The sequence below is a fragment of the Micromonospora sp. C81 genome, from assembly GCF_018070425.1.
Taxonomy (GTDB): domain Bacteria; phylum Actinomycetota; class Actinomycetes; order Mycobacteriales; family Micromonosporaceae; genus Micromonospora; species Micromonospora zamorensis.
Genome location: NZ_JAGPXS010000002.1, coordinates 1 through 20,133 on the forward strand (window position 1 = coordinate 1; position 20,133 = coordinate 20,133).

General features: G+C 67.9%; 31 protein-coding genes. All 31 read right to left on the bottom strand.

Annotated features, from left to right (window positions below; translation table 11 throughout):
- Positions 1-537: DUF1707 domain-containing protein (locus KBX46_RS03425; RefSeq protein ID WP_210790857.1), on the bottom strand; the 537-nt coding region annotated here is incomplete at its 3' end.
- Positions 538-685: 148 nt separating this feature from the next.
- Positions 686-1,537: a type I methionyl aminopeptidase gene (map, locus tag KBX46_RS03430; RefSeq protein WP_099848674.1), complete on the bottom strand. Its 852-nt coding sequence runs from the start codon at positions 1,535-1,537 to the stop codon at positions 686-688.
- 87 nt (positions 1,538-1,624) lie between these two features.
- Positions 1,625-2,278, bottom strand: coding sequence for an adenylate kinase (locus KBX46_RS03435; RefSeq protein ID WP_088950228.1), 654 nt, complete (start codon positions 2,276-2,278; stop codon positions 1,625-1,627).
- A complete protein-coding gene (gene secY / locus KBX46_RS03440; RefSeq protein WP_088950229.1) occupies positions 2,279-3,607 on the bottom strand; it encodes a preprotein translocase subunit SecY in 1,329 nt (442 codons plus the stop codon).
- Between the two features lie 234 nt (positions 3,608-3,841).
- On the bottom strand, positions 3,842-4,285 hold the full coding sequence (gene rplO, locus KBX46_RS03445) for a 50S ribosomal protein L15 (protein ID WP_030329906.1): 444 nt from the start codon (positions 4,283-4,285) through the stop codon (positions 3,842-3,844).
- Complete coding sequence (gene rpmD, locus KBX46_RS03450) at positions 4,285-4,467, bottom strand: 50S ribosomal protein L30 (protein WP_007465262.1); 183 nt, start codon at positions 4,465-4,467, stop codon at positions 4,285-4,287. The genes rplO and rpmD overlap by 1 nt, the downstream gene beginning before the upstream one ends.
- A complete protein-coding gene (gene rpsE, locus KBX46_RS03455) occupies positions 4,467-5,081 on the bottom strand; it encodes a 30S ribosomal protein S5 (protein WP_088950231.1) in 615 nt (204 codons plus the stop codon). The genes rpmD and rpsE overlap by 1 nt, the downstream gene beginning before the upstream one ends.
- A gap of 33 nt (positions 5,082-5,114) precedes the next feature.
- Complete coding sequence (gene rplR / locus KBX46_RS03460; protein ID WP_088950232.1) at positions 5,115-5,504, bottom strand: 50S ribosomal protein L18; 390 nt, start codon at positions 5,502-5,504, stop codon at positions 5,115-5,117.
- A complete protein-coding gene (gene rplF / locus KBX46_RS03465; protein WP_088950233.1) occupies positions 5,501-6,043 on the bottom strand; it encodes a 50S ribosomal protein L6 in 543 nt (180 codons plus the stop codon). The genes rplR and rplF overlap by 4 nt, the downstream gene beginning before the upstream one ends.
- A 16-nt stretch (positions 6,044-6,059) precedes the next feature.
- Positions 6,060-6,467, bottom strand: a complete 408-nt coding sequence (gene rpsH, locus KBX46_RS03470) for a 30S ribosomal protein S8 (protein ID WP_088950234.1) — start codon at positions 6,465-6,467, stop codon at positions 6,060-6,062.
- Positions 6,468-6,583: 116 nt separating this feature from the next.
- Positions 6,584-6,769: a type Z 30S ribosomal protein S14 gene (locus tag KBX46_RS03475; RefSeq protein WP_007465272.1), complete on the bottom strand. Its 186-nt coding sequence runs from the start codon at positions 6,767-6,769 to the stop codon at positions 6,584-6,586.
- Between the two features lies 1 nt (position 6,770).
- The gene (gene rplE / locus KBX46_RS03480) at positions 6,771-7,337 is read right to left on the bottom strand and encodes a 50S ribosomal protein L5 (protein WP_088950235.1); all 567 of its coding nucleotides are present in this window, start codon (positions 7,335-7,337) and stop codon (positions 6,771-6,773) included.
- Positions 7,337-7,657, bottom strand: a complete 321-nt coding sequence (rplX, locus tag KBX46_RS03485; RefSeq protein ID WP_030489591.1) for a 50S ribosomal protein L24 — start codon at positions 7,655-7,657, stop codon at positions 7,337-7,339. The genes rplE and rplX overlap by 1 nt, the downstream gene beginning before the upstream one ends.
- A complete protein-coding gene (gene rplN, locus KBX46_RS03490) occupies positions 7,654-8,022 on the bottom strand; it encodes a 50S ribosomal protein L14 (protein WP_007465279.1) in 369 nt (122 codons plus the stop codon). Before rplN ends, rplX begins: the two co-directional genes overlap by 4 nt.
- Before the next feature lie 97 nt (positions 8,023-8,119).
- Entirely contained in the window at positions 8,120-8,398 is a 279-nt protein-coding gene (gene rpsQ, locus KBX46_RS03495; RefSeq protein WP_030489590.1) for a 30S ribosomal protein S17, read from the bottom strand.
- Entirely contained in the window at positions 8,395-8,631 is a 237-nt protein-coding gene (gene rpmC, locus KBX46_RS03500) for a 50S ribosomal protein L29 (protein WP_007465283.1), read from the bottom strand. The genes rpsQ and rpmC overlap by 4 nt, the downstream gene beginning before the upstream one ends.
- On the bottom strand, positions 8,631-9,056 hold the full coding sequence (gene rplP / locus KBX46_RS03505) for a 50S ribosomal protein L16 (RefSeq protein WP_007465292.1): 426 nt from the start codon (positions 9,054-9,056) through the stop codon (positions 8,631-8,633). Before rplP ends, rpmC begins: the two co-directional genes overlap by 1 nt.
- Before the next feature lie 3 nt (positions 9,057-9,059).
- Positions 9,060-9,947 (bottom strand): 30S ribosomal protein S3, encoded by an 888-nt coding sequence (rpsC, locus tag KBX46_RS03510; protein WP_088950236.1) that lies wholly within the window; start codon positions 9,945-9,947, stop codon positions 9,060-9,062.
- On the bottom strand, positions 9,947-10,405 hold the full coding sequence (gene rplV / locus KBX46_RS03515; protein WP_007465297.1) for a 50S ribosomal protein L22: 459 nt from the start codon (positions 10,403-10,405) through the stop codon (positions 9,947-9,949). The genes rpsC and rplV overlap by 1 nt, the downstream gene beginning before the upstream one ends.
- A gap of 41 nt (positions 10,406-10,446) precedes the next feature.
- Complete coding sequence (rpsS, locus tag KBX46_RS03520; RefSeq protein ID WP_007465299.1) at positions 10,447-10,728, bottom strand: 30S ribosomal protein S19; 282 nt, start codon at positions 10,726-10,728, stop codon at positions 10,447-10,449.
- Positions 10,729-10,740: 12 nt separating this feature from the next.
- Entirely contained in the window at positions 10,741-11,580 is an 840-nt protein-coding gene (rplB, locus tag KBX46_RS03525) for a 50S ribosomal protein L2 (RefSeq protein WP_088950237.1), read from the bottom strand.
- 12 nt (positions 11,581-11,592) lie between these two features.
- Positions 11,593-11,895 (bottom strand): 50S ribosomal protein L23, encoded by a 303-nt coding sequence (gene rplW / locus KBX46_RS03530; RefSeq protein ID WP_007465304.1) that lies wholly within the window; start codon positions 11,893-11,895, stop codon positions 11,593-11,595.
- Positions 11,892-12,542 (bottom strand): 50S ribosomal protein L4, encoded by a 651-nt coding sequence (gene rplD, locus KBX46_RS03535; protein WP_099848678.1) that lies wholly within the window; start codon positions 12,540-12,542, stop codon positions 11,892-11,894. Before rplD ends, rplW begins: the two co-directional genes overlap by 4 nt.
- On the bottom strand, positions 12,539-13,204 hold the full coding sequence (rplC, locus tag KBX46_RS03540) for a 50S ribosomal protein L3 (protein ID WP_099848680.1): 666 nt from the start codon (positions 13,202-13,204) through the stop codon (positions 12,539-12,541). Before rplC ends, rplD begins: the two co-directional genes overlap by 4 nt.
- A gap of 11 nt (positions 13,205-13,215) precedes the next feature.
- Positions 13,216-13,524 (bottom strand): 30S ribosomal protein S10, encoded by a 309-nt coding sequence (gene rpsJ, locus KBX46_RS03545; protein WP_007073037.1) that lies wholly within the window; start codon positions 13,522-13,524, stop codon positions 13,216-13,218.
- 350 nt (positions 13,525-13,874) lie between these two features.
- A complete protein-coding gene (gene tuf, locus KBX46_RS03550; RefSeq protein WP_088950239.1) occupies positions 13,875-15,068 on the bottom strand; it encodes an elongation factor Tu in 1,194 nt (397 codons plus the stop codon).
- Between the two features lie 212 nt (positions 15,069-15,280).
- Positions 15,281-17,377: an elongation factor G gene (gene fusA, locus KBX46_RS03555; RefSeq protein ID WP_088950240.1), complete on the bottom strand. Its 2,097-nt coding sequence runs from the start codon at positions 17,375-17,377 to the stop codon at positions 15,281-15,283.
- Positions 17,378-17,452: 75 nt separating this feature from the next.
- Positions 17,453-17,923 carry a 30S ribosomal protein S7 gene (gene rpsG / locus KBX46_RS03560; protein WP_007465317.1) on the bottom strand — a complete coding sequence of 157 codons (471 nt, stop codon included), beginning with the start codon at positions 17,921-17,923 and terminating at the stop codon, positions 17,453-17,455.
- Between the two features lies 1 nt (position 17,924).
- On the bottom strand, positions 17,925-18,299 hold the full coding sequence (rpsL, locus tag KBX46_RS03565) for a 30S ribosomal protein S12 (RefSeq protein WP_007465318.1): 375 nt from the start codon (positions 18,297-18,299) through the stop codon (positions 17,925-17,927).
- A gap of 505 nt (positions 18,300-18,804) precedes the next feature.
- Positions 18,805-19,185: a hypothetical protein gene (locus tag KBX46_RS03570; RefSeq protein ID WP_088952026.1), complete on the bottom strand. Its 381-nt coding sequence runs from the start codon at positions 19,183-19,185 to the stop codon at positions 18,805-18,807.
- A 577-nt stretch (positions 19,186-19,762) separates the two neighbouring features.
- The gene (locus KBX46_RS03575) at positions 19,763-20,131 is read right to left on the bottom strand and encodes a hypothetical protein (protein WP_088950241.1); all 369 of its coding nucleotides are present in this window, start codon (positions 20,129-20,131) and stop codon (positions 19,763-19,765) included.
- Positions 20,132-20,133: the final 2 nt, after the last annotated feature.

Below are 20,133 nucleotides of genomic sequence, written 5' to 3' on the forward strand. Positions count from 1 at the left end.
GGGCGGGGGGTTTTCTGGGTTGGTGATGGGGGGTTTGCGCTTTGCCCGTTTGCGCTGTCGCTTGGCCGCTTGGCGCCTTGGCTCTCCCCCGGCCAGCCCGGTGACCGTCTGGACCGCCAGCACCGCGCCCCACGGCCCTGCCACCCAGGCCGGCCAGAAGTAGAGCAGGTCCTGGCTGAGCAGCGACGTCACCGCCCAGATGGTCACCACGATGGCGATCACCTTCAGGTACGGCAGCCACACCTCGGCCAGCCAGCGGGCCGTGACGCCGCGCGCCACCGGCGCAGGCTGGTCACCGACACTCGGCGGGGCAGCCGGGGTGAGCGGCGACAGCGCCGAACGCTCCACCGGCGCAACCGGCGGCAGGTCGGTCAGCAGCCCGTCCAACTCGGCGTACGTGCGCGCGGCGTAGGCACGCTGCAACCGCTCGTCATACTCGTGCAGATCCAGCCGACCCTCGTTGAGGGCGACCCGTAACCGGTCGGCCACCGCCGTACGGTCCGAGTCCGAGGCTCGCATCCCGTCGCGCCCGTCCATGCCGGCAAGCATGCCACCGTCACGCCAGTCATGCCCCACCCCAGGACTCGGTCGATCATGAGGTTATCGCCACCGACGCCGGCGTGTCGTGACCACAACTTCATGATCAACGGGCGGTGCCGGGGGTGGAGGCCCTGGGGTGGGAGGTTCAGGGGGTTTTGGAGGCAGCGGGTTGACGGGCGGTCACCAGGTCGCCCAGGCGAGCCCGGCCGCCGTCGAACGCGGTCAGCACCCAGACCCCGTCCGGCAGCAGAGCCATCGAATGCTCGACGTGCGCCGCAACCGAGCCGTCGCGGGTCACCACCGTCCACCCGTCGGACAACTCGACGGTACGCGGGGACGCCATCGTGATCATCGGCTCGATGGCCAACGCCATGCCGGGGACCAGGCGTGGGCCCTTGCCCGGCCGACCGTGGTTGAGCACGTGCGGGTCCTGGTGCATCTCGGTGCCGATGCCGTGCCCGCCGTAGCCGTCGACGATGCCGTACCGGCCACCCTTGCGGACGGCGGTCTCCACCGCGTGCGAGATGTCGGTGAGTCGGCCCTTGCCGCTGGCCGCACCGCGGGCGGCGGCGGCGATGCCGGCCCACATCGCGTCCTCGGCGACCGCGGCCATCTTCAGCAGAGCCGGGTCGACCTCGCCGACCCCGACGGTGATCGCAGAGTCGCCGTGCCACCCGTCCAGGACCGCACCGCAGTCGATCGAGATCAGGTCACCGGCCTGGAGCACCTGCTTCGGCGACGGGATGGCATGCACGATCTGCTCGTTGACCGAGGAACAGATCGACGCCGGGAAACCGTGGTAGCCCTTGAACGACGGAACGCCACCTGCCTCGCGGATGGTCGACTCGGCGATGGCATCCAGATCGGCGGTGCTCACCCCGGGGGCGACAGCCTCCCGCATCCGGCGAAGCGCCTCGGCGACCACCAGCCCGGCGGCCCGCATCTTCTCGATCTGGTCAGGGGTCTTCAGCTGGATGTCCAGCTGGGGACGACGCATGGAGCGATTACCTTTCGTTGCCGAACAGCGGGGCACATAACGCGTACCCCGCTGTTCGCACTCTATCCGCCGTGGCCCGGCCGGACCTCAGCCGCCGTACGACCGCAGGGCGTCGATGGCCCGGGTGGTCACGTCCTCCACCGGGCCGGTGGCGTCGATCCCGACCAGCTTGCCCTGAGCGCCGTAGTAGTCGACCAGGGGTGCGGTCTTCTCGCTGTATTCGCGGAGCCGCGTCGCGATCGTCTCCGGCTTGTCGTCGTCGCGCTGGAACAGCTCGGCGCCGCACCGGTCACAGATGCCGGGCCTGGTCGTGGCGTCGAACTCGACGTGCCAGATCTTGCCGCAACCCCGGCAGGTGCGCCGGCCGGAGAGCCGCCGGATCACCTCGTCGTCGTCGACCACCAGCTCCAGGACCAGATCGAGCGCGGTGCCCAGGTCAGCGAGGAGCTTGTCCAGAGCGGCCGCCTGCGGAGTGGTCCGCGGGAAACCGTCGAGAAGGAAACCCTCGCTGGCGTCGGGCTCGGCCAGCCGGTCCCGGACCATGTTGATGGTGACCTCGTCCGGAACCAGCTCGCCCGCGTCCATGTAGCGCTTCGCCTCGACCCCGAGCGGCGTGCCCTGGGTGACGTTCGACCGGAAGATGTCTCCGGTCGAGATCTTCGGCACCGAGAGGTGCGCGGCGATGAACTCGGCCTGTGTGCCCTTGCCCGCCCCCGGCGGGCCAACCAGAACGAGTCTCATCTACCGCAGGAACCCTTCGTAGTTCCGCTGCATGAGTTGGCTCTCGATCTGCTTCACGGTCTCCAGACCGACGCCGACCATGATGAGCACAGCGGTGCCGCCGAACGGGAAGTTCTGGTACTGCTGGTTGTCCAGCCAGATGAAGAAGAAGTTCGGCAGGATCGAGATGACGCCCAGGTAGAGCGCGCCCGGCAGGGTGATCCGACTGAGGATGAAGTCCAGGTAGTCGGCGGTCGGCTTGCCCGGGCGGATGCCCGGCACGAACCCGCCGTACTTCTTCATGTTGTCCGCGACCTCGGTCGGGTTGAACGTGATCGAGACGTAGAAGTACGTGAAGAAGATGATCAGCAGGAAGTAGACCGCGATGTAGATCGGGCTGCTCGGGTTGACCAGGTTGTTCTGGATCCACGCCTGGGTCTTGCCCGGGTCGGTCTGATCGAAGAACTGCAGGGCCAGCTGCGGCAGGTAGAGCAGCGACGAGCCGAAGATGACCGGGATGACACCCGCCTGGTTGACCTTCAACGGGATGTAGGTCGAGGTGCCGCCGTACATCCGCCGGCCGATCATCCGCTTGGCGTACTGCACCGGAATGCGGCGCTGCGCCTGCTCGATGAAGGTGACCGCGGTGATGACCACCAGGACCAGCGCGATGACCAGGGCGAACATGTCCCAGCCCTTGCTGGTCTTGATCTGCCAGCCCTCGCTGGGCAGCCGCGCCGCGATCGAGGTGAAGATCAGGACGGACATGCCGTTGCCGACGCCGCGGTCGGTGATCAGCTCACCGAGCCACATGACCATGCCGGTGCCGGCGGTCATCGTCATCACCAGGATGGTCAGGGTCAGCCAGTCCGGGATGCCGGTGCCGGTGGGGATGATCGGGAACTGGTCGCACTTGTTCTGGAACAGCTGCCCGGAGCGGGCCAGGGCCACGAAGGCCGAGGCCTGGAGCACACCGAGGCCGAGGGTCAGGTAGCGCGTGTACTGCGTGATCTTCGCCTGACCGGCCTGGCCCTCCTTGCGGAGCTGCTCCAGACGCGGGATCACGACGGTCAGCAGCTGCAGGATGATCGACGCGGTGATGTAGGGCATGATGCCCAGCGCGAAGACCGAGAGCTGTAGCAGCGCTCCGCCGGAGAAGAGGTTGAGCAGGTTCACCACCCCGGTGGTGTCACCCTGGATGGTGTCGAGGCACTTCTGCACGTTGCCGTACGAGACGCCCGGGCTGGGGAGCGTCGCGCCCAGCCGGTAGACCGCAATGATGCCTACTGTGAACAGCAGCTTCTTGCGCAGGTCAGGCGTACGGAACGCACTGAGAAAGGCGGACAGCAACTTCTTCCTCCTGCGCGAGGCGGGCCGCCGGTGATCCCTGGCGGGTCGGGGTGGATCACGGGCGAGCGCCCGCAATCCATGGCTGGGATGGGACTCTAACAGCCCCACCCCGGTCCGGGCAGATGCGCCCGACTACATAAATCGATTCCGATATTACCGGGCGCTAAGGCCCCAGGCAGACCATGGCGCCCGTCCAGTTGCTCACAACTGAACGGGCGCCATGGGTTGTACGCCTTACAGCTCGGTGACGGAGCCACCGGCAGCAGCGATCTTCTCCTTGGCCGACGCACTGAACGCGTGCGCAGACACCTGGAGCGCCACACCGCCGAGATCCCCGGTGCCGAGGACCTTGACCGGGTGACCCTTGCGGACCGCGCCGGACTCGACGAGCTCCAGCGGGCCGACCTGACCACCATTCGGGAACAGCTCAGCGAGCCGGTCCAGGTTGACCACCTGGAAGACGACCTTGAACTTGTTCTTGAAGCCCTTCATCTTCGGAAGGCGCATGTGGATGGGCATCTGCCCACCCTCGAACGCCGCCGAGATGTTCTTACGGGCCTTGGAACCCTTGGTGCCGCGACCAGCGGTCTTGCCCTTGGAACCCTCACCGCGACCCACACGGGTCTTCGCGGTCTTGGAACCGGGCGCCGGGCGCAGGTGGTGAACCTTGATCGTCATTACTCGACCTCCTCGACCTTCACGAGGTGGCTCACAGTGAAGATCATGCCGCGGATCTCGGGCCGGTCCTCCTTGACCACCACGTCGTTGATCCGCTTGAGACCGAGCGAACGCAGCGACTCACGCTGGTTGTGCTTGGTCCCGATACCGGACCGGAGCTGGGTGACCTTCAGACGTGCCATCAGCGAGCCACCCCCGCACGCGACGCCAGCATGGCTGCCGGCGCGACGTCCTCCACCGGCAGACCACGACGCGCCGCGACCTGCTCGGGGGACTCAAGCCCCTTCAGGGCCGCCACGGTGGCGTGCACGATGTTGATCGGGTTCGACGAGCCGAGGCTCTTCGAGAGCACGTCGTGGATCCCGGCGCACTCCAGCACGGCGCGCACCGGACCGCCGGCGATGACACCCGTACCGGCCGAGGCCGGCTTGAGCAGCACGACGCCAGCGGCGTCCTCACCCGTGATCGGGTGCGGGATCGACTGGCCGATCCGCGGAACCTTGAAGAAGTGCTTCTTGGCCTCCTCGACACCCTTGGCGATGGCCGCGGGCACCTCCTTGGCCTTTCCGTAGCCCACGCCGACCGTGCCGTCGCCGTCGCCCACGATCACCAGGGCGGTGAAGCTGAAGCGACGACCACCCTTCACGACCTTGGCGACGCGGTTGATCGCGACGACCCGCTCAAGGTGCGGGGTCTTCTCGACGGGCGCGTTTCCGCGGCCGCCCTCACGGCGGTTGTCGCGGCGACCACCCTCGTTGCCACCGGACCCGCCGCCACGGCGCTGTTGACCTGGCATCAGCAGCCTTCCTTATCTCTCGTGACGGGGTTGTTAGAACTCGAGCCCGGCTTCGCGGGCGGCGTCGGCAAGCGCGGCGACTCGCCCCGCGTACCGGTTGCCACCGCGGTCGAAGACGACCTTGGAGACGCCGGCGGCCTTGGCCCGCTCGGCGAGCAGCGCGCCCACCTTGCCGGCCAGGGCGCTCTTGTCGCCCTCCGTACCACGCAGCGAGGCGTCCAGGCTCGACGCCGACGCCAGGGTGTGACCCTTGGTGTCGTCGACGACCTGGGCGACCATGTGCCGCAGCGAGCGGGTGACGACCAGGCGCGGACGCTCGGCCGTACCACTGACGTTCTTGCGGACGCGGAAGTGCCGACGCGCACGCCCGACGGCGCGCTTGGCGGCAACGCCGCGGCGGCGCTTGAGCAGCGTGGCGCTCACTTCTTACCTGCCTTTCCAGCCTTGCGGCGGATGACCTCGCCCTGGTACTTCACGCCCTTGCCCTTGTAGGGCTCCGGCGGGCGGATCTTCCGGATGTTGGCGGCGACCTCACCGACCTGCTGCTTGTCGATGCCAGCCACGTGGAACAGGGTCGGCCGCTCCACCGTGAAGGTGATGCCCGCCGGGGCGGGGACGACCACCGGGTGCGAGAACCCGAGCGCGAACTCGAGGTCCGAACCCTTGGCGGTGACCCGGTAACCGGTGCCGGCGATCTCCAGGCTCTTGCGGTAGCCCTCGGTGACACCGACGATCATGTTGGCGACCAGCGTACGGCTCAGGCCGTGGAGTTCCTTGGCCTTGCGCTCATCGTTCGGCCGGTTGACGCTCAGCTGCCCATCCTCGGCCCGCTCGACCGTGATCGGCTCGGCGAGGGTGTGCTCAAGCTGGCCCTTGGGGCCCTTGACCTTGACGGTCTGCCCGTCGATCGTGATGTCGACGCCGGCTGGCACCGGGATCGACTTACGTCCAATTCGCGACATTTCTACCAGTCTCCCGTTACCAGACGAAGGCGAGGACTTCCCCGCCAACACTCCGCTTGCGGGCCTGCCGGTCGGTCAGCAGCCCCTGGGACGTCGAAATGATCGCCACGCCCAGCCCACCGAGCACCCGCGGGAGCCCGTCCGACTTGGCGTACACCCGGAGACCGGGCTTGGACACGCGCTTGATGCCGGCCAGGCTCCGCTCGCGGCTCTGGCCGTACTTCAGCTCGACGACCAGTCGCTTGCCGACGGCGCCCTCTTCGGGCTCCTCGACCGACCAGGCAGCGATGTAACCCTCGGCCTTCAAGACCTCGGCGATGTTCGCCTTGATCTTGGAGTAGGGCATCTTCACCTGATCGTGGTACGCCTGGTTGGCGTTACGCAGACGCGTGAGCATGTCTGCGATCGGGTCGGTCATCGTCATGGATTTCGTCAGCCTTTCTCGCCGGGGTTCCCCGGGCATCAGCCCCGGGCCTACGGCGAAGAGCAATACCTAATCGGTGCAGGAGTTCCCGGCCGACGGCCGGGACGCGGTCGCCCTTACCAGGAAGCCTTGGACACGCCCGGCAGCTCACCGCGGTGAGCCATCTCCCGGATGCAGACCCGGCAGAGCCCGAACTTGCGGTAGACCGCCTTCGGACGCCCGCACCGCTGGCAGCGGGTGTACGCGCGAACCGAGAACTTCGGCTTCGCGGCCGCCTTGATGATCAGCGCCTTCTTGGCCATCTCAGTTCTCCTTGAACGGGAAGCCCAGGAGCTTGAGCAGCGCCCGGCCCTCGTCGTCGGTCGTGGCGGTCGTGACCACCGTGATGTCCATGCCCCGCTGGCGATCGATCCGGTCCTGGTCGATCTCGTGGAACACCGACTGCTCGGTCAGACCGAACGTGTAGTTGCCGTGCCCGTCCAGCTTGCGCCCGTCCAGGCCGCGGAAGTCGCGGATACGCGGCAGCGCGATGGAGAGCAGCCGGTCCAGGAACTCCCACATCCGGTCGCCACGAAGGGTGACCTTCGCGCCGATCGGCATGCCCTCGCGGAGCTTGAACTGCGCGATGGACTTGGTCGCCCGCCGCACCTGCGGCTTCTGGCCGGTGATCGTGGCGAGGTCACGGACCGCGCCGTCGATCAGCTTGGCGTCGCGAGCAGCCTCGCCGACACCCATGTTGACGACGACCTTGACCAGCCGCGGCACCTGCATGGGGTTGCCGTAACTGTGCTGCTCACGCAGCTGGGCCACGATCTCGTTGCGGTACCGCTCCTTGAGGCGCGGCAGGGTCTTTTCGGTAGCCGTGGTCATCACAGGTCCTTACCGGTGCTACGCGCGATGCGGACCTTCTGGCCGTTGTCGTCGAACCGGTAACCGACGCGGGTCGGCTTGCCGTCGGAGTCCAGGACCTGCACGTTCGAGACGTGGATCGGGGCCTCCTGAGTGACGATGCCGCCGGTCTTGGCGCCACGCTGGGTGGTGCTGATACGGGTGTGCTTCTTGACCCGGTTCACGCCCTCGACCAGGACCTTGTCCTGCCGCGGGTAGGCCGCGATGACCTTGCCCTTGGCACCCTTGTCCTTGCCGGCGATGATGACGACCGTGTCGCCCTTCTTGACCTTCACGGTCACAACACCTCCGGCGCGAGGGAGATAATCTTCATGAACCGCTTGTCCCGCAGCTCCCGGCCCACCGGGCCGAAGATGCGGGTACCACGCGGGTCCCCGCCGTCCTTGATGATGACGGCGGCGTTCTCGTCGAAGCGGATGTACGAGCCGTCCGGCCGACGCCTCTCCTTGGCGGTGCGAACGACGACTGCCTTGACGACATCGCCCTTCTTCACACCGGCACCCGGGATCGCGTCCTTGACCGTGGCCACAATGACGTCGCCGATGCTCGCGTAGCGCCGACCCGAGCCACCGAGAACCCGGATGCACAGGATCTCCCGAGCACCCGTGTTGTCGGCGACGCGCAGTCGCGACTCCTGCTGAATCACGTCTATCTCCTATGTCTGCCGGTTCTCCGGCCGCCGTAGCGGCCGGCCGGAGCCTGGCGGAACCTACGCCCGACGCAACGCCGGGCTCGAGCCTTCGCTACTTGGCCTTTTCCAGGATCTCCACGATCCGCCAACGCTTGGTGGCGCTCAGCGGCCGGGTCTCCATGATGAGAACCCGGTCGCCGGTGCCAGCGGCGTTCTGCTCGTCGTGCACCTTCAGCTTGGCCGTACGGCGCATGATCTTGCCGTACAGCGCGTGCCGAACCCGGTCCTCGACCTCGACCACGACGGTCTTGTCCATCTTGTCGCTGATCACCAGGCCCTCGCGGACCTTGCGGCGCGACCGCGCGGCGGCGGTGGCGGTCTCTTCGGTCATGATGCAGTCACCTCAGTCGGCGCGGCCGAGAGCCCCAGCTCACGCTCACGCATGATCGTGTAGATCCGGGCAATCTCCCGACGGATGACCTGCAGCCGCCGGTTGTTGTCCAGCTGCCCGGTTGCGGCCTGCACGCGGAGGTTGAACAGCTCCGCCTTGGCCTCCCGCAGCTTCGTGACCAGCTCCTCTTCGGAGAGCTCACGCAGCTCGGTCGCCTTAACGCCCGCTGCCATCAGGATTCACCCACTTCGCGCGTAACAATGCGGCACTTCATCGGGAGCTTGTGGATCGCGCGACGCATGGCCTCTCGCGCGATCTGCTCGTTGGGGAAGGACATCTCGAAGAGAACCCGCCCCGGCTTGACGTTGGCGACCCACCACTCGGGCGAACCCTTACCGGAACCCATCCGGGTCTCGGCAGGCTTCTTGGTGAGGGCCTGGTCCGGGAAGATCGTGATCCAGACCTTGCCACCACGCTTGATGTGGCGAGTCATCGCGATACGTGCCGACTCGATCTGCCGGTTCGTCACGTACGCCGGCTCGAGAGCCTGGATCCCGAACTCGCCGAAGACCACCCGGTTACCACCCTTGGACGCGCCACTGCGGTCCGGGTGGTGCGGCTTGCGGAAGCCCTTCGGGGGCTTGCGCGGCATCAGCATCTGTCAGCCCTCCTGCTGCGTTTCTGCCGGCTGAGTCGCGGCCGGAGCGGTAGCCGTTGCGGCGACAGCTGCGCTGTCGACCGGCTCGCCACTCGGCGTCTCGGCCTGCTGCGCGATGGTGGTCGCAGCAGCCCGGCCGGCCTCGGTGCCACCAGCCGTGGTGCCGGACGAACCCGACCGACCACGGCGCGGACGCTCGGGACGGTCGCCACGCTCACCACGACGCGGGCGGGACGGACCGGCCTCGGCCGGAGCCTCCCGGCCCGGAACGGCGTCGCCCTTGTAGATCCAGACCTTGACACCGATCCGGCCGAACGTCGTACGGGCCTCGAAGAAGCCGTACTCGATGTTGGCCCGCAGCGTGTGCAGCGGAACCCGGCCCTCACGGTAGAACTCGGTCCGGCTCATCTCGGCGCCGCCCAGGCGACCCGAGACCTGAACCCGAATGCCCTTGCAGACCGGGTTCTTCATCGCCGACTGCATGGCCTTGCGCATCGCCCGACGGAAGCTGACCCGGCTGGACAGCTGCTCGGCCACGCCCTGCGCAACCAGCTGGGCGTCCGACTCGGGGTTCTTCACCTCGATGATGTTCAGCTGAACCTGCTTGCCGGTGAGCTTCTCCAGCTCGCCGCGGATCCGGTCGGCCTCCGCACCCTTACGGCCGATGACAATGCCCGGCCGGGCGGTGTGGATGTCGACGCGAACCCGGTCGCGGGTGCGCTCGATGTCGACCTTGGAAATCCCGGCACGCTCGAGGCCCTTGGACATCATGCGGCGGATCTTGACATCCTCGCCGATGTAGTCCTTGTAGAGCTTGTCCGCGAACCAGCGGGACTTCCAGTCGGTCGAGATGCCGAGCCGGAACCCAGTGGGGTGAACCTTCTGACCCATTACTCGGCGTCCTCCGTCTTGCTCTGCGCTTCGGCCGGTGCGGCCTCCGTGGCCGGGGCGGCCTTCTTCGCCGCGGCCTTCCTCGGCGCTGCCGGCGCGACCGCTTCGACCGCCACAGTGATGTGGCAGGTGCGCTTGCGGATTCGGTACGCCCGACCCTGCGCCCGCGGCTGGAACCGCTTCATCGTCGGGCCCTCGTCAACGAAGGCCTCGCTGACGAGCAGCGCGTCAGGGTCCAGCCGCTCGTTGTTCTCCGCGTTGGCGATCGCGCTAGCGAGCACCTTGTACACCTGCTCGCTCGCAGCCTGCGGCGCGAACTGCAGCACCGTTAGCGCCTCCTTCGCGGGCAGGCCGCGGACGAGGTTGACCACCCGGCGCGCCTTCATCGGCGAGATGCGCACGTGCCGCGCAACCGCCCGCGCGCCCGGAAGCACCGGAGCGTCGCCCTTTCCTGGCATCGCTGTAACCCCTTGTTCCCTCTATCCGTATGCCCGCGGCGTCAGCGCCGACGGCTCTTCCGGTCGTCCTTCTCGTGACCCTTGAACGTGCGGGTCAGCGCGAACTCGCCGAGCTTGTGCCCGACCATCGCCTCGGTCACGAACACCGGGACGTGCTTACGTCCGTCGTGCACGGCGATCGTGTGCCCCAGCATCTCGGGGATGATCGTCGAGCGCCGCGACCAGGTCTTGATCACGTTCTTGGAACCCTTGTCGTTCTGTACTTCCACCTTCTTGAGCAGGTGGTCGTCGACGAACGGGCCCTTCTTCAGGCTGCGAGGCATGTCTTATCTCCCTCAGCCGCGCTTACGCGTGGCGTAGCGGCGGCGGACGATCAGCCGGTCACTCGGCTGGCCCTTACGGCGGGTGCGGCCCTCGGGCTTACCCTGCGGGTTGACCGGGTGGCGACCACCGGAGGTCTTACCCTCACCACCACCGTGCGGGTGGTCGACCGGGTTCATGGCGACACCACGGACGGTCGGGCGCTTGCCCTTCCACCGCATCCGGCCGGCCTTGCCCCAGTTGATGTTCGACTGGTCGGCGTTGCCGATCTCGCCGACGCTCGCGCGGCAGCGCACGTCCACCCGCCGGATCTCGCCGGACGGCATACGCAGGGTCGCGTACGCGCCCTCGCGGCCGAGCAGCTGGATGCCGACGCCGGCGGAACGAGCCAGCTTGGCCCCGCCACCCGGACGCAGCTCCACGTTGTGGATCGTGGTGCCGACCGGGATGTTGCGCAGCGGCAGGTTGTTGCCGGGCTTGATGTCGGCGCCCGGACCGGACTCGACGCGGTCGCCCTGCTTCATGTCCTTCGGCGCGATGATGTACCGCTTCTCGCCGTCGGCGTAGTGCAGCAGCGCAATGCGCGCCGTGCGGTTCGGGTCGTACTCGATGTGAGCGACCTTCGCCGGCACGCCGTCCTTGTCGACCCGCTTGAAGTCGATCAGACGGTACTGACGCTTGTGACCGCCGCCGTGGTGCCGCGTGGTGATCCGGCCGTGGGCGTTACGCCCGCCCTTCTTCGGCAACGGAGCCAGCAGCGACTTCTCCGGCGTGGACCGGGTGATCTCGGCGAAGTCAGCGACGCTGGAGCCACGTCGGCCCGGCGTCGTCGGCTTGTACTTACGGATAGCCATTGTCTACACCCCTCAGCTGACCGGGCCGCCGAAGGCCTCGATGCGGTCACCGTCAGCCAGCTTCACGATCGCCCGCTTGGTCGCCTTGCGCTGACCGAAGCCGGTCTTGGTGCGCTTGCGCTTACCCTGGCGGTTGAGCGTGTTGACCGTCAGGACGCGGACGTTGAAGATCTGCTGGATAGCGATCTTGATCTCGGTCTTGTTCGCGTCCGGGTGCACCAGGAAGGTGTACCAGTTCCGGTTCAGCTCGCTGTAGCTCTTCTCCGAGACGACCGGCGCGACGATGATGTCGCGCGGGTCGGCGATGGTGCTCACTTGCCACCCTCCTCGGTGGTCTCGGCGGGCACGCCCAGGAACTCGTCCAGGGCGTCCTTGGTGAAGACCACGTCGTCGGCCACCAGCACGTCGTACGTGTTCAGCTGGCCGGACTCGATCAGGTGCACCCGCGGCTCGTTGCGCAGCGACACCCAGTTCAGTTCGTCGGTGCTGCTCAGCACGACCAGGACCCGACGGGCCTCGGTGAGCTTGGTCAGCGTGGCCAGGGCCGCCTTGGTCGACGGCTTCTCGCCCGAGACGAACGCCTCGACGACGTGCACCTGCCCGGCGCGTGCCCGGTCGGAGAGGGCACCCCGCAGAGCGGCGGCCTTCATCTTCTTCGGGGTCCGCTGGCTGTAGTCGCGCGGCACGGGACCGTGCACGACGCCACCGCCGGCGAACTGCGGCGCGCGGATCGAGCCCTGGCGGGCGCGACCGGTGCCCTTCTGCTTGTACGGCTTCTTGCCGCCACCGGCGACCTCGCCGCGGGTCTTGGTCTTGTGCGTGCCCTGTCGGGCCGCCGCGAGCTGGGCCACCACGACCTGGTGCATCAGCGCGACGTTGGCCTGCACGTCGAAGATGTCCGCCGGCAACTCGACCGAGCTGCTGGTGGTGCCTTCGACGGTGCGCACGTCAACGGTGGTCACTTGGCCGCACCGCCCTTCTTCACCTTGCTCTTGGCCGCGGTCCGGACCAGAACCAGCGCGCCCTTGGGACCAGGAATGGCACCCCGGACGAGCAGCAGGTTGTTCTCGGTGTCGACCGCCTGGACGGTGAGGTTCTGCACGGTGTACCGCACGCCACCCATCCGGCCGGCCATCCGGGTGCCCTTGAAGACACGACCCGGAGTGGCGCAGGCGCCGATGGAGCCGGGCGAGCGGTGCTTGCGCTCGACACCGTGACCGGCACCCAGACCGTGGAAGCCGTGCCGCTTCATCGGGCCGGCGTAGCCCTTGCCCTTGGTCTTGCCGGTGACGTCGATGGTGACGCCGGCCGGGAACTCCTCGACCGTGACTTCCTGGCCGAGCGAGTATTCCCCAGCGTCCGTGGTGCGCAGCTCGACGATGTGCCGGCGCGGCGCCACGTCCGCCTTGGCGTAGTGGCCGCTGATCGGCTTCTTGACCTTGCGCGGGTCGATGATGCCGTACGCCAGCTGGACCGCTGAGTAACCGTCCTTCTCGGCGCTACGAACCTGGCTGATGACGCACGGGCCGGCCTCGACCACGGTCACGGGAACAACACGGTTGTTGTCCCAGACCTGGGTCATGCCGAGCTTGGCGCCCAGGATCCCCTTGACTTGCCTGTCCATTTGTCCGGTCCCTACAGCTTGATCTCGATGTCGACGCCAGCCGGCAGGTCGAGGCGCATGAGCGAGTCGACCGTCTTCGGGGTCGGGTCGATGATGTCGATCAGCCGCTTGTGCGTGCGCATCTCGAAGTGCTCGCGCGAGTCCTTGTACTTGTGCGGCGAGCGGATAACGCAGAAACGGTTGATCTCCGTGGGCAGCGGCACCGGGCCCGCGACCTGCGCCCCGGTGCGCGTCACCGTCTCGACGATCTTCCGAGCCGAGGAGTCGACGACCTCGTGGTCATAGGCCTTGAGCCGGATGCGGATCTTCTGTCCCGCCATGGTGGCTTCTGTTCCTTCTCTCGATGCCGCTGTGTTGCGGGCGCCTGTACCGGCTGGTACAGGCCCACTTCGCCGACCCCCGCGGTCGGGCGTGTCGCGCCCTCGGATCGGGCTCCGCCCCGTGGTTCCGGAGCGGTGCTGACCGCGCGGTGGGTCAAGGCGCCGATCGCATTACCGCGACCTGAACGCCGTGCGAGGGTGGTTGGCGACTGGGCCGCCAACCACCCCACGCTCGACTGCCTCGCCACCCGGAGGTTCAGCGAAAGCCGAACACAGGCGACGAACTGTCGTTACGCAACCTGACTAGTATGCCGCACGACCGGCGGCGGGTCTAATCGGGGTTACCTAGTTCACTTGATGATCTTGGTGACGAACCCGGCGCCGACGGTGCGGCCACCCTCGCGGATCGCGAACTTGAGGTTCTCCTCCATGGCGATGGGCTGGATCAGCTTCACCGACATGGTGGTGTTGTCGCCCGGCATGACCATCTCGGTGCCCTCGGGAAGGGTGACGACACCGGTGACGTCCGTGGTCCGGAAGTAGAACTGCGGGCGGTAGTTCTGGAAGAACGGGGTGTGCCGGCCGCCCTCCTCCTTGGAGAGGATGTAGACCGTCGCCTCGAACTCCGTGTGCGGGGTGTTCGAGCCCGGCTTCACGACGACCATGCCGCGCTCGACCTCGTCGCGCTTGGTGCCACGCAGCAGCAGGCCGACGTTCTCGCCTGCGCGGGCGTCGTCCAGGGTCTTCCGGAACATCTCGATCGCGGTGACCTTGGTCTTGAAGCTCTTCTCCTTGATACCGACGAGCTCAACATCCTCGTTCGGCAGGAGAACGCCGCGCTCCACGCGACCGGTGACGACGGTGCCACGACCGGTGATCGTGAAGACGTCCTCAACCGGCATCAGGAACGGCATGTCGACCTCGCGCTCCGGCTGCGGGATCGAGGTGTCGACCGCGGTCATCAGGTCCAGCAGCTTGCCGGTCCACTCGGGGTCACCCTCGAGGGCCTTCAGCGCCGAAACCCGAACCACCGGCAGGTCGTCGCCCGGGTACTCCTGCGACGAGAGCAGCTCACGGACCTCGAGCTCGACGAGCTCCAGGAGCTCCTCGTCATCGACCATGTCGCTCTTGTTGAGCGCCACGACGATGTACGGCACACCAACCTGACGGGCCAGCAGCACGTGCTCGCGGGTCTGCGGCATCGGGCCGTCGGTCGCCGCGACCACCAGGATCGCGCCGTCCATCTGCGCGGCACCGGTGATCATGTTCTTGATGTAGTCGGCGTGCCCAGGGCAGTCGACGTGCGCGTAGTGCCGCGACTCGGTCTGGTACTCGACGTGCGCGATCGAGATCGTGATGCCGCGGGCCTTCTCCTCCGGCGCCTTGTCGATCTCGTCGAACGGCGTGTAGGGGTTCAGGTCCGGGTACTGGTCGTGCAGGACCTTGGTGATGGCCGCCGTCAGCGTCGTCTTACCGTGGTCGATGTGACCAATGGTGCCGATGTTGACGTGCGGCTTAGTCCGCTCGAACTTAGCCTTCGCCACTGGTGTCCTCCTGTGGACTTCTTGGTTCGTACGCCCGGCGCGCCGGTCGGCGCTTAGGACTCTGTCGACAGCCTTTCCGGCCAGAAGGCCGGGAAGCCATTGTGGGTTCTGCGGCGATGAAGCCTACAGGCCCGGTCTCACGCGATCCGATCGTGGTGGCCGCGGGCGGGTGAAACCTCCCGCGACCAACCACGAATCACCTGCTCAGGGCGTTACTCGCCCGTTGCCTTGGCGATGATCTCCTTCGCGACGCTCTGCGGAACCTCGGCGTAGGAGTCGAACTGCATGCTGTAGCTAGCCCGGCCCTGGGTCTTCGACCGCAGGTCGCCGACGTAGCCGAACATCTCCGACAACGGCACCAGAGCCCGGACGATGCGGGCGCCGCTGCGCTCCTCCATCGCCTGGATGATGCCGCGGCGGGAGTTGAGGTCACCGATGACGTCACCCATGTTCTCCTCAGGAGTGGTGACTTCAACGGCCATCATCGGCTCGAGCAGCGCGGGATCGGCCTTGCGGGCCGCGTCCTTCATCACCATCGAGCCGGCGATCTTGAATGCCATTTCCGACGAGTCGACCTCGTGGTACTGGCCGTCGAGCAGCGTCAGCTTCACACCCACCAGCGGGAAGCCCGCCAGGATGCCGTACTGAAGCGCGTCCTGCGCACCGGCGTCCACCGACGGGATGAACTCCCGGGGGATGCGGCCACCGCTGACGGCGTTGGCGAACTCGTAGGTCGGCGATTCGTTGTCCAGCGGCAGCGGCTCGACGCTCACGATGACGCGGGCGTACTGGCCGGAACCACCGGTCTGCTTCTTGTGGGTGTACTCGACCTTGTCCACCTTGCGGCGGATGGTCTCGCGGTACGCCACCTGCGGCTTGCCGACGTTGGCCTCGACGTTGAACTCACGCCGCATCCGGTCGACCAGGATGTCCAGGTGCAGCTCGCCCATGCCGGAGATGACCGTCTGACCGGTCTCCTCGTCCAAGCGGACGCGGAAGGTCGGGTCCTCTTCGGCCAGCCGCTGGATCGCGGTGCCGAGCTTCTCCTGGTCGGACTTGGTCTTCGGCTCGATCGCCACCGAGATGACCGGCTCCGGGAAGGTCATCGACTCCAGGATCACCGGGTTCGCCGGGTCGGAGAGCGTGTCGCCGGTGGTGGTCTGCTTGAGACCCTGCACGGCGATGATGTCGCCGGCCTGCGCCGTCGGACGCTCTTCGCGCTTGTTGGCGTGCATCTGGTAGATCTTGCCGATCCGCTCCTTGCGGTCCTTGGTGGAGTTGACCACCTGGGAACCGGATTCGAGCAGACCGGAGTAGACCCGGACGTAGGTGAGCTTGCCGAGGTGCTTGTCCGTCTGGATCTTGAAGGCCAGACCGGAGAACGGCTCCGACTTGGAAGGCTTGCGGAGCAGCGGCGTCTCGCCGTCCGGCGCGGTGCCCTCGATGGCCGGAACGTCCAGCGGCGACGGCAGGAAGTCGACCACGGCGTCGAGCATGGGCTGGACGCCCTTGTTCTTGAACGCCGAGCCGCACAGCACCGGGTTGGCCTTGCCGGCGATGGTGGCACGCCGGATGGCGGCCTTGATCTCCTCGGGGGAGACCTCCTCGCCTTCCAGGTACTTCTCCATCACCGAGTCGTCGACGTCGGCCAGGGTCTCCATCAGCTTCTCGCGCCACTCGGCCGCGGAGTCGGCCAGCTCGGCCGGGATCTCCTCGATCGCGTAGTCGTCACCCTTCTGGGTCTCCCCACGCCAGGTGAGAGCGCGCATGCCGATCAGGTCGACGACACCGATGTGGTCGCCCTCGAGCCCGATCGGGATCTGGAGCACCAGCGGGGTGGCGTTCAGCCGGTCGATCATCATCTGCACGCAGCGGAAGAAGTCGGCGCCGGTCCGGTCGAGCTTGTTGACGAAGCACATACGCGGGACGTTGTACTTGTCGGCCTGCCGCCAGACGTTCTCCGTCTGCGGCTCCACGCCGGCGACACCGTCGTAGACCGCGACCGCACCATCCAGAACCCGCAGCGACCGCTCGACCTCGACCGTGAAGTCGACGTGGCCCGGCGTGTCGATGATCTGGATCGTGTGGCCCTTCCACTCACACTTGGTAGCAGCGGAGGTGATGGTGATGCCACGCTCCTGCTCCTGCTCCATCCAGTCCATGACGGCAGCGCCCTCGTGGACCTCACCGATCTTGTACGTGATGCCGGTGTAGAACAGGATCCGCTCGGTGGTCGTGGTCTTACCGGCATCGATGTGCGCCATGATGCCGATGTTGCGTACGTTGGCGAGCGCGTCTGCGGCGGCCACTTCAATCCCTACTTATCGTCGTCTCGACTCAACTGGTGGCGGTTCCGGCGCCGCGAGGGCGCCGGAACCAGGGTGTTACCAGCGGTAGTGCGCGAAGGCCTTGTTCGACTCGGCCATCTTGTGCGTGTCCTCGCGCCGCTTGACGGCGGCACCGAGGCCGTTGCTCGCGTCCAGCAGCTCGTTCATCAGCCGCTCGACCATGGTCTTCTCGCGACGAGCGCGGGAGTAGGTGACCAGCCAGCGCAGGCCCAGCGTGGTCGCCCGGGTCGGGCGGACCTCGACCGGCACCTGGTAGGTGGCGCCACCAACACGACGGCTGCGTACCTCGAGGGTCGGCTTGACGTTGTCCATCGCCCGCTTGAGGGTGACGACCGGGTCGGTGCCGGACTTCTCGCGGCAGCCCTCGAGGGCCGCGTACACGATCGACTCGGCGAGCTGACGCTTGCCGCGGAGCAGGATCTTGTTCACCAGCTGGGTGACCAGCGGCGAGTTGTACACCGGGTCAGCGACCAGTGGCCGCCGCGGAGCGGGTCCCTTACGCGGCATGTCAGCTCTTCTCCTTCTTCGCGCCGTAACGGCTGCGCGCCTGCTTGCGGTTGCGGACACCCTGGGTGTCCAGCGAGCCGCGAACGATCTTGTAACGCACGCCGGGGAGGTCCTTCACCCGGCCACCGCGCACGAGCACGATCGAGTGCTCCTGGAGGTTGTGACCGACGCCCGGGATGTAGGCGGTCACCTCGATCTGGCTGCTGAGCTTCACGCGAGCGACCTTGCGCAGCGCCGAGTTCGGCTTCTTGGGAGTGGTGGTGTACACGCGGGTGCACACGCCGCGCCGCTGAGGGGAACCCTTCAGCGCCGGGGTCTTGGTCTTGGTCGTCTTCGCCTGGCGGCCCTTTCGGACCAGCTGCTGGATCGTGGGCACCGGGTTTCTCCGCTCCCTTCGGCCGCATTCGCGGCCGCGCCGTCGCTCGTTAGCCGGCCTGATGACCGGCTCTCCTACATTCCGACCAGGGTCACCTTGCGGAGACCCCGGCACCCGCGGTCGGGCGTGTCGCCCTCGTCACGGCCCCGTTGCGACGCTTTCGCGTGCGTACCGGGTTTGTTCACCGGTGCGCGGGTCGCCCCGCCCCGGATCTTTGGCTTGTCGTGCCGCCGCCCGAACTCCGGGGACAGCGCACGCACGAGTTGCCCGGGCATGCCCGGGCACAAGGGGAAAGAGTACCTACCACAACCGCCCAGGTCAAAACGGAATGGCCCGGCGACTGTCTCACATCCGCCGGCCGGATCTCGTCCTGCCCCGTCGCCCGCGATGGGCACCTGCAGACACAAGTGTACCGGCTTCCCCGCGCGGCCACCCGTCGGCCCCAGGCCGGCACCGGGCAGTCACCGCGGGGGCCTCCGCATCGCGGACCGGACGGTGACGGGCCTCAGGCCAGGGTGAGAAGCAGTGCCAGGCCCAGGCCCAGGAGGCTGAGCACTCCTCCCGCCACGCCACAGCTGATTCCGGCCACGGCAAGCCCACGGCCGGTGAACCGGACCGCGGGAGGCGCCACCGGCCGACGGATCTGCCGCTGGCCGAGCAGACCGGTGACGATCGCCGCCACGCCGGCCAGCACCCCGAGCACGGTGAACGCTCCGGAGGCCCAGGCCCCGCCGTCGTCCTTGAAGCTCACCCCGAAGCAGATCACCAGCAGCGAGACCAGGACCGAGGCCACCCCGGCCACCAGCGCCCCGACGGCCAACCCGGAGGTGACCGGCGCCACGTCCAGGTGCACGACACCGAACGGCGTGCCGGGCACCATCTCCACCCGCTTCGGCGGTCGGCGTTGGTCATCGGTGGGCGGCGGCACCGGATGCCCGGTCATGCCACCCCAACCGGGCGCGTGACCCGGTGGCGGCGGCCCCCAACCCGCAGGCACGCCAGGCGTGGACGAGGGCGGACCCCAACCGGAAGGTGCGCCAGGCCCAGACGAGGGCGGACCCCATCCGGGAGGTGCGCCAGGCCCAGACGACGGCGGACCCCAACCCGGCGGGGTAGGCGCACCGGAGACCGGGTACGGCTGGCTGGGGCCGGTCGGGGTGGTCGCGCCCCAGCCGGGGTGCGGCGCGGGAGATGACGGCGCGGGAGATGACGGCGCCGGCGATGACGGCGCGCTCGGCGTGGCCGCGGGCGGGTGCGGCTCGCTGTTCGGGTCCGGTCGCGCCCAGTCACTCGGCTCGGGCGGGGTCGGCGCGTCCGGATGACCGGCCGGTTCGTCCGCAGGGGGCCGCGCCGGTTCCGTCACGAGGTCCTCCTGTCGAAAGGGCACCGCCGCCGCACGGCGGACACCGGCCAGGCTACCGCCGAGGGCACCGCCGTCCGCGCCCGGCGCGGCCACGGGCGGCTCAGTCCATGTTCGCCGGGTAGTCATGGCCGAACGGCGCGCCGGCCAACCGCACCACCCCGATCACCACCGCGGCCACCACGGTGACCGCGACCAGCACGAGGCCGGTCCAGGCCATCCGCTCCCCCCGTCGCAGCCAGGCGCCGCCGGTCAGGAAACCCCCCGAGGCGTACGCCTCACGGCGCGCCTGCCGGGCCAGTTGCAGCGCCACCGTCGCCGGCACCACCCCGCCGATGAAGAGCCCGGTCAGCATGCCGAGCAACCCCAGCGCGAAGACCGCCCGCGCCTTCGTGGCACGGGCCGGATCCGGGTCCAGCGGGTGGCGCAGGCCCTGCTGCGCGACGGGCACCTGCCCGGGTGCGGTCGTCATAC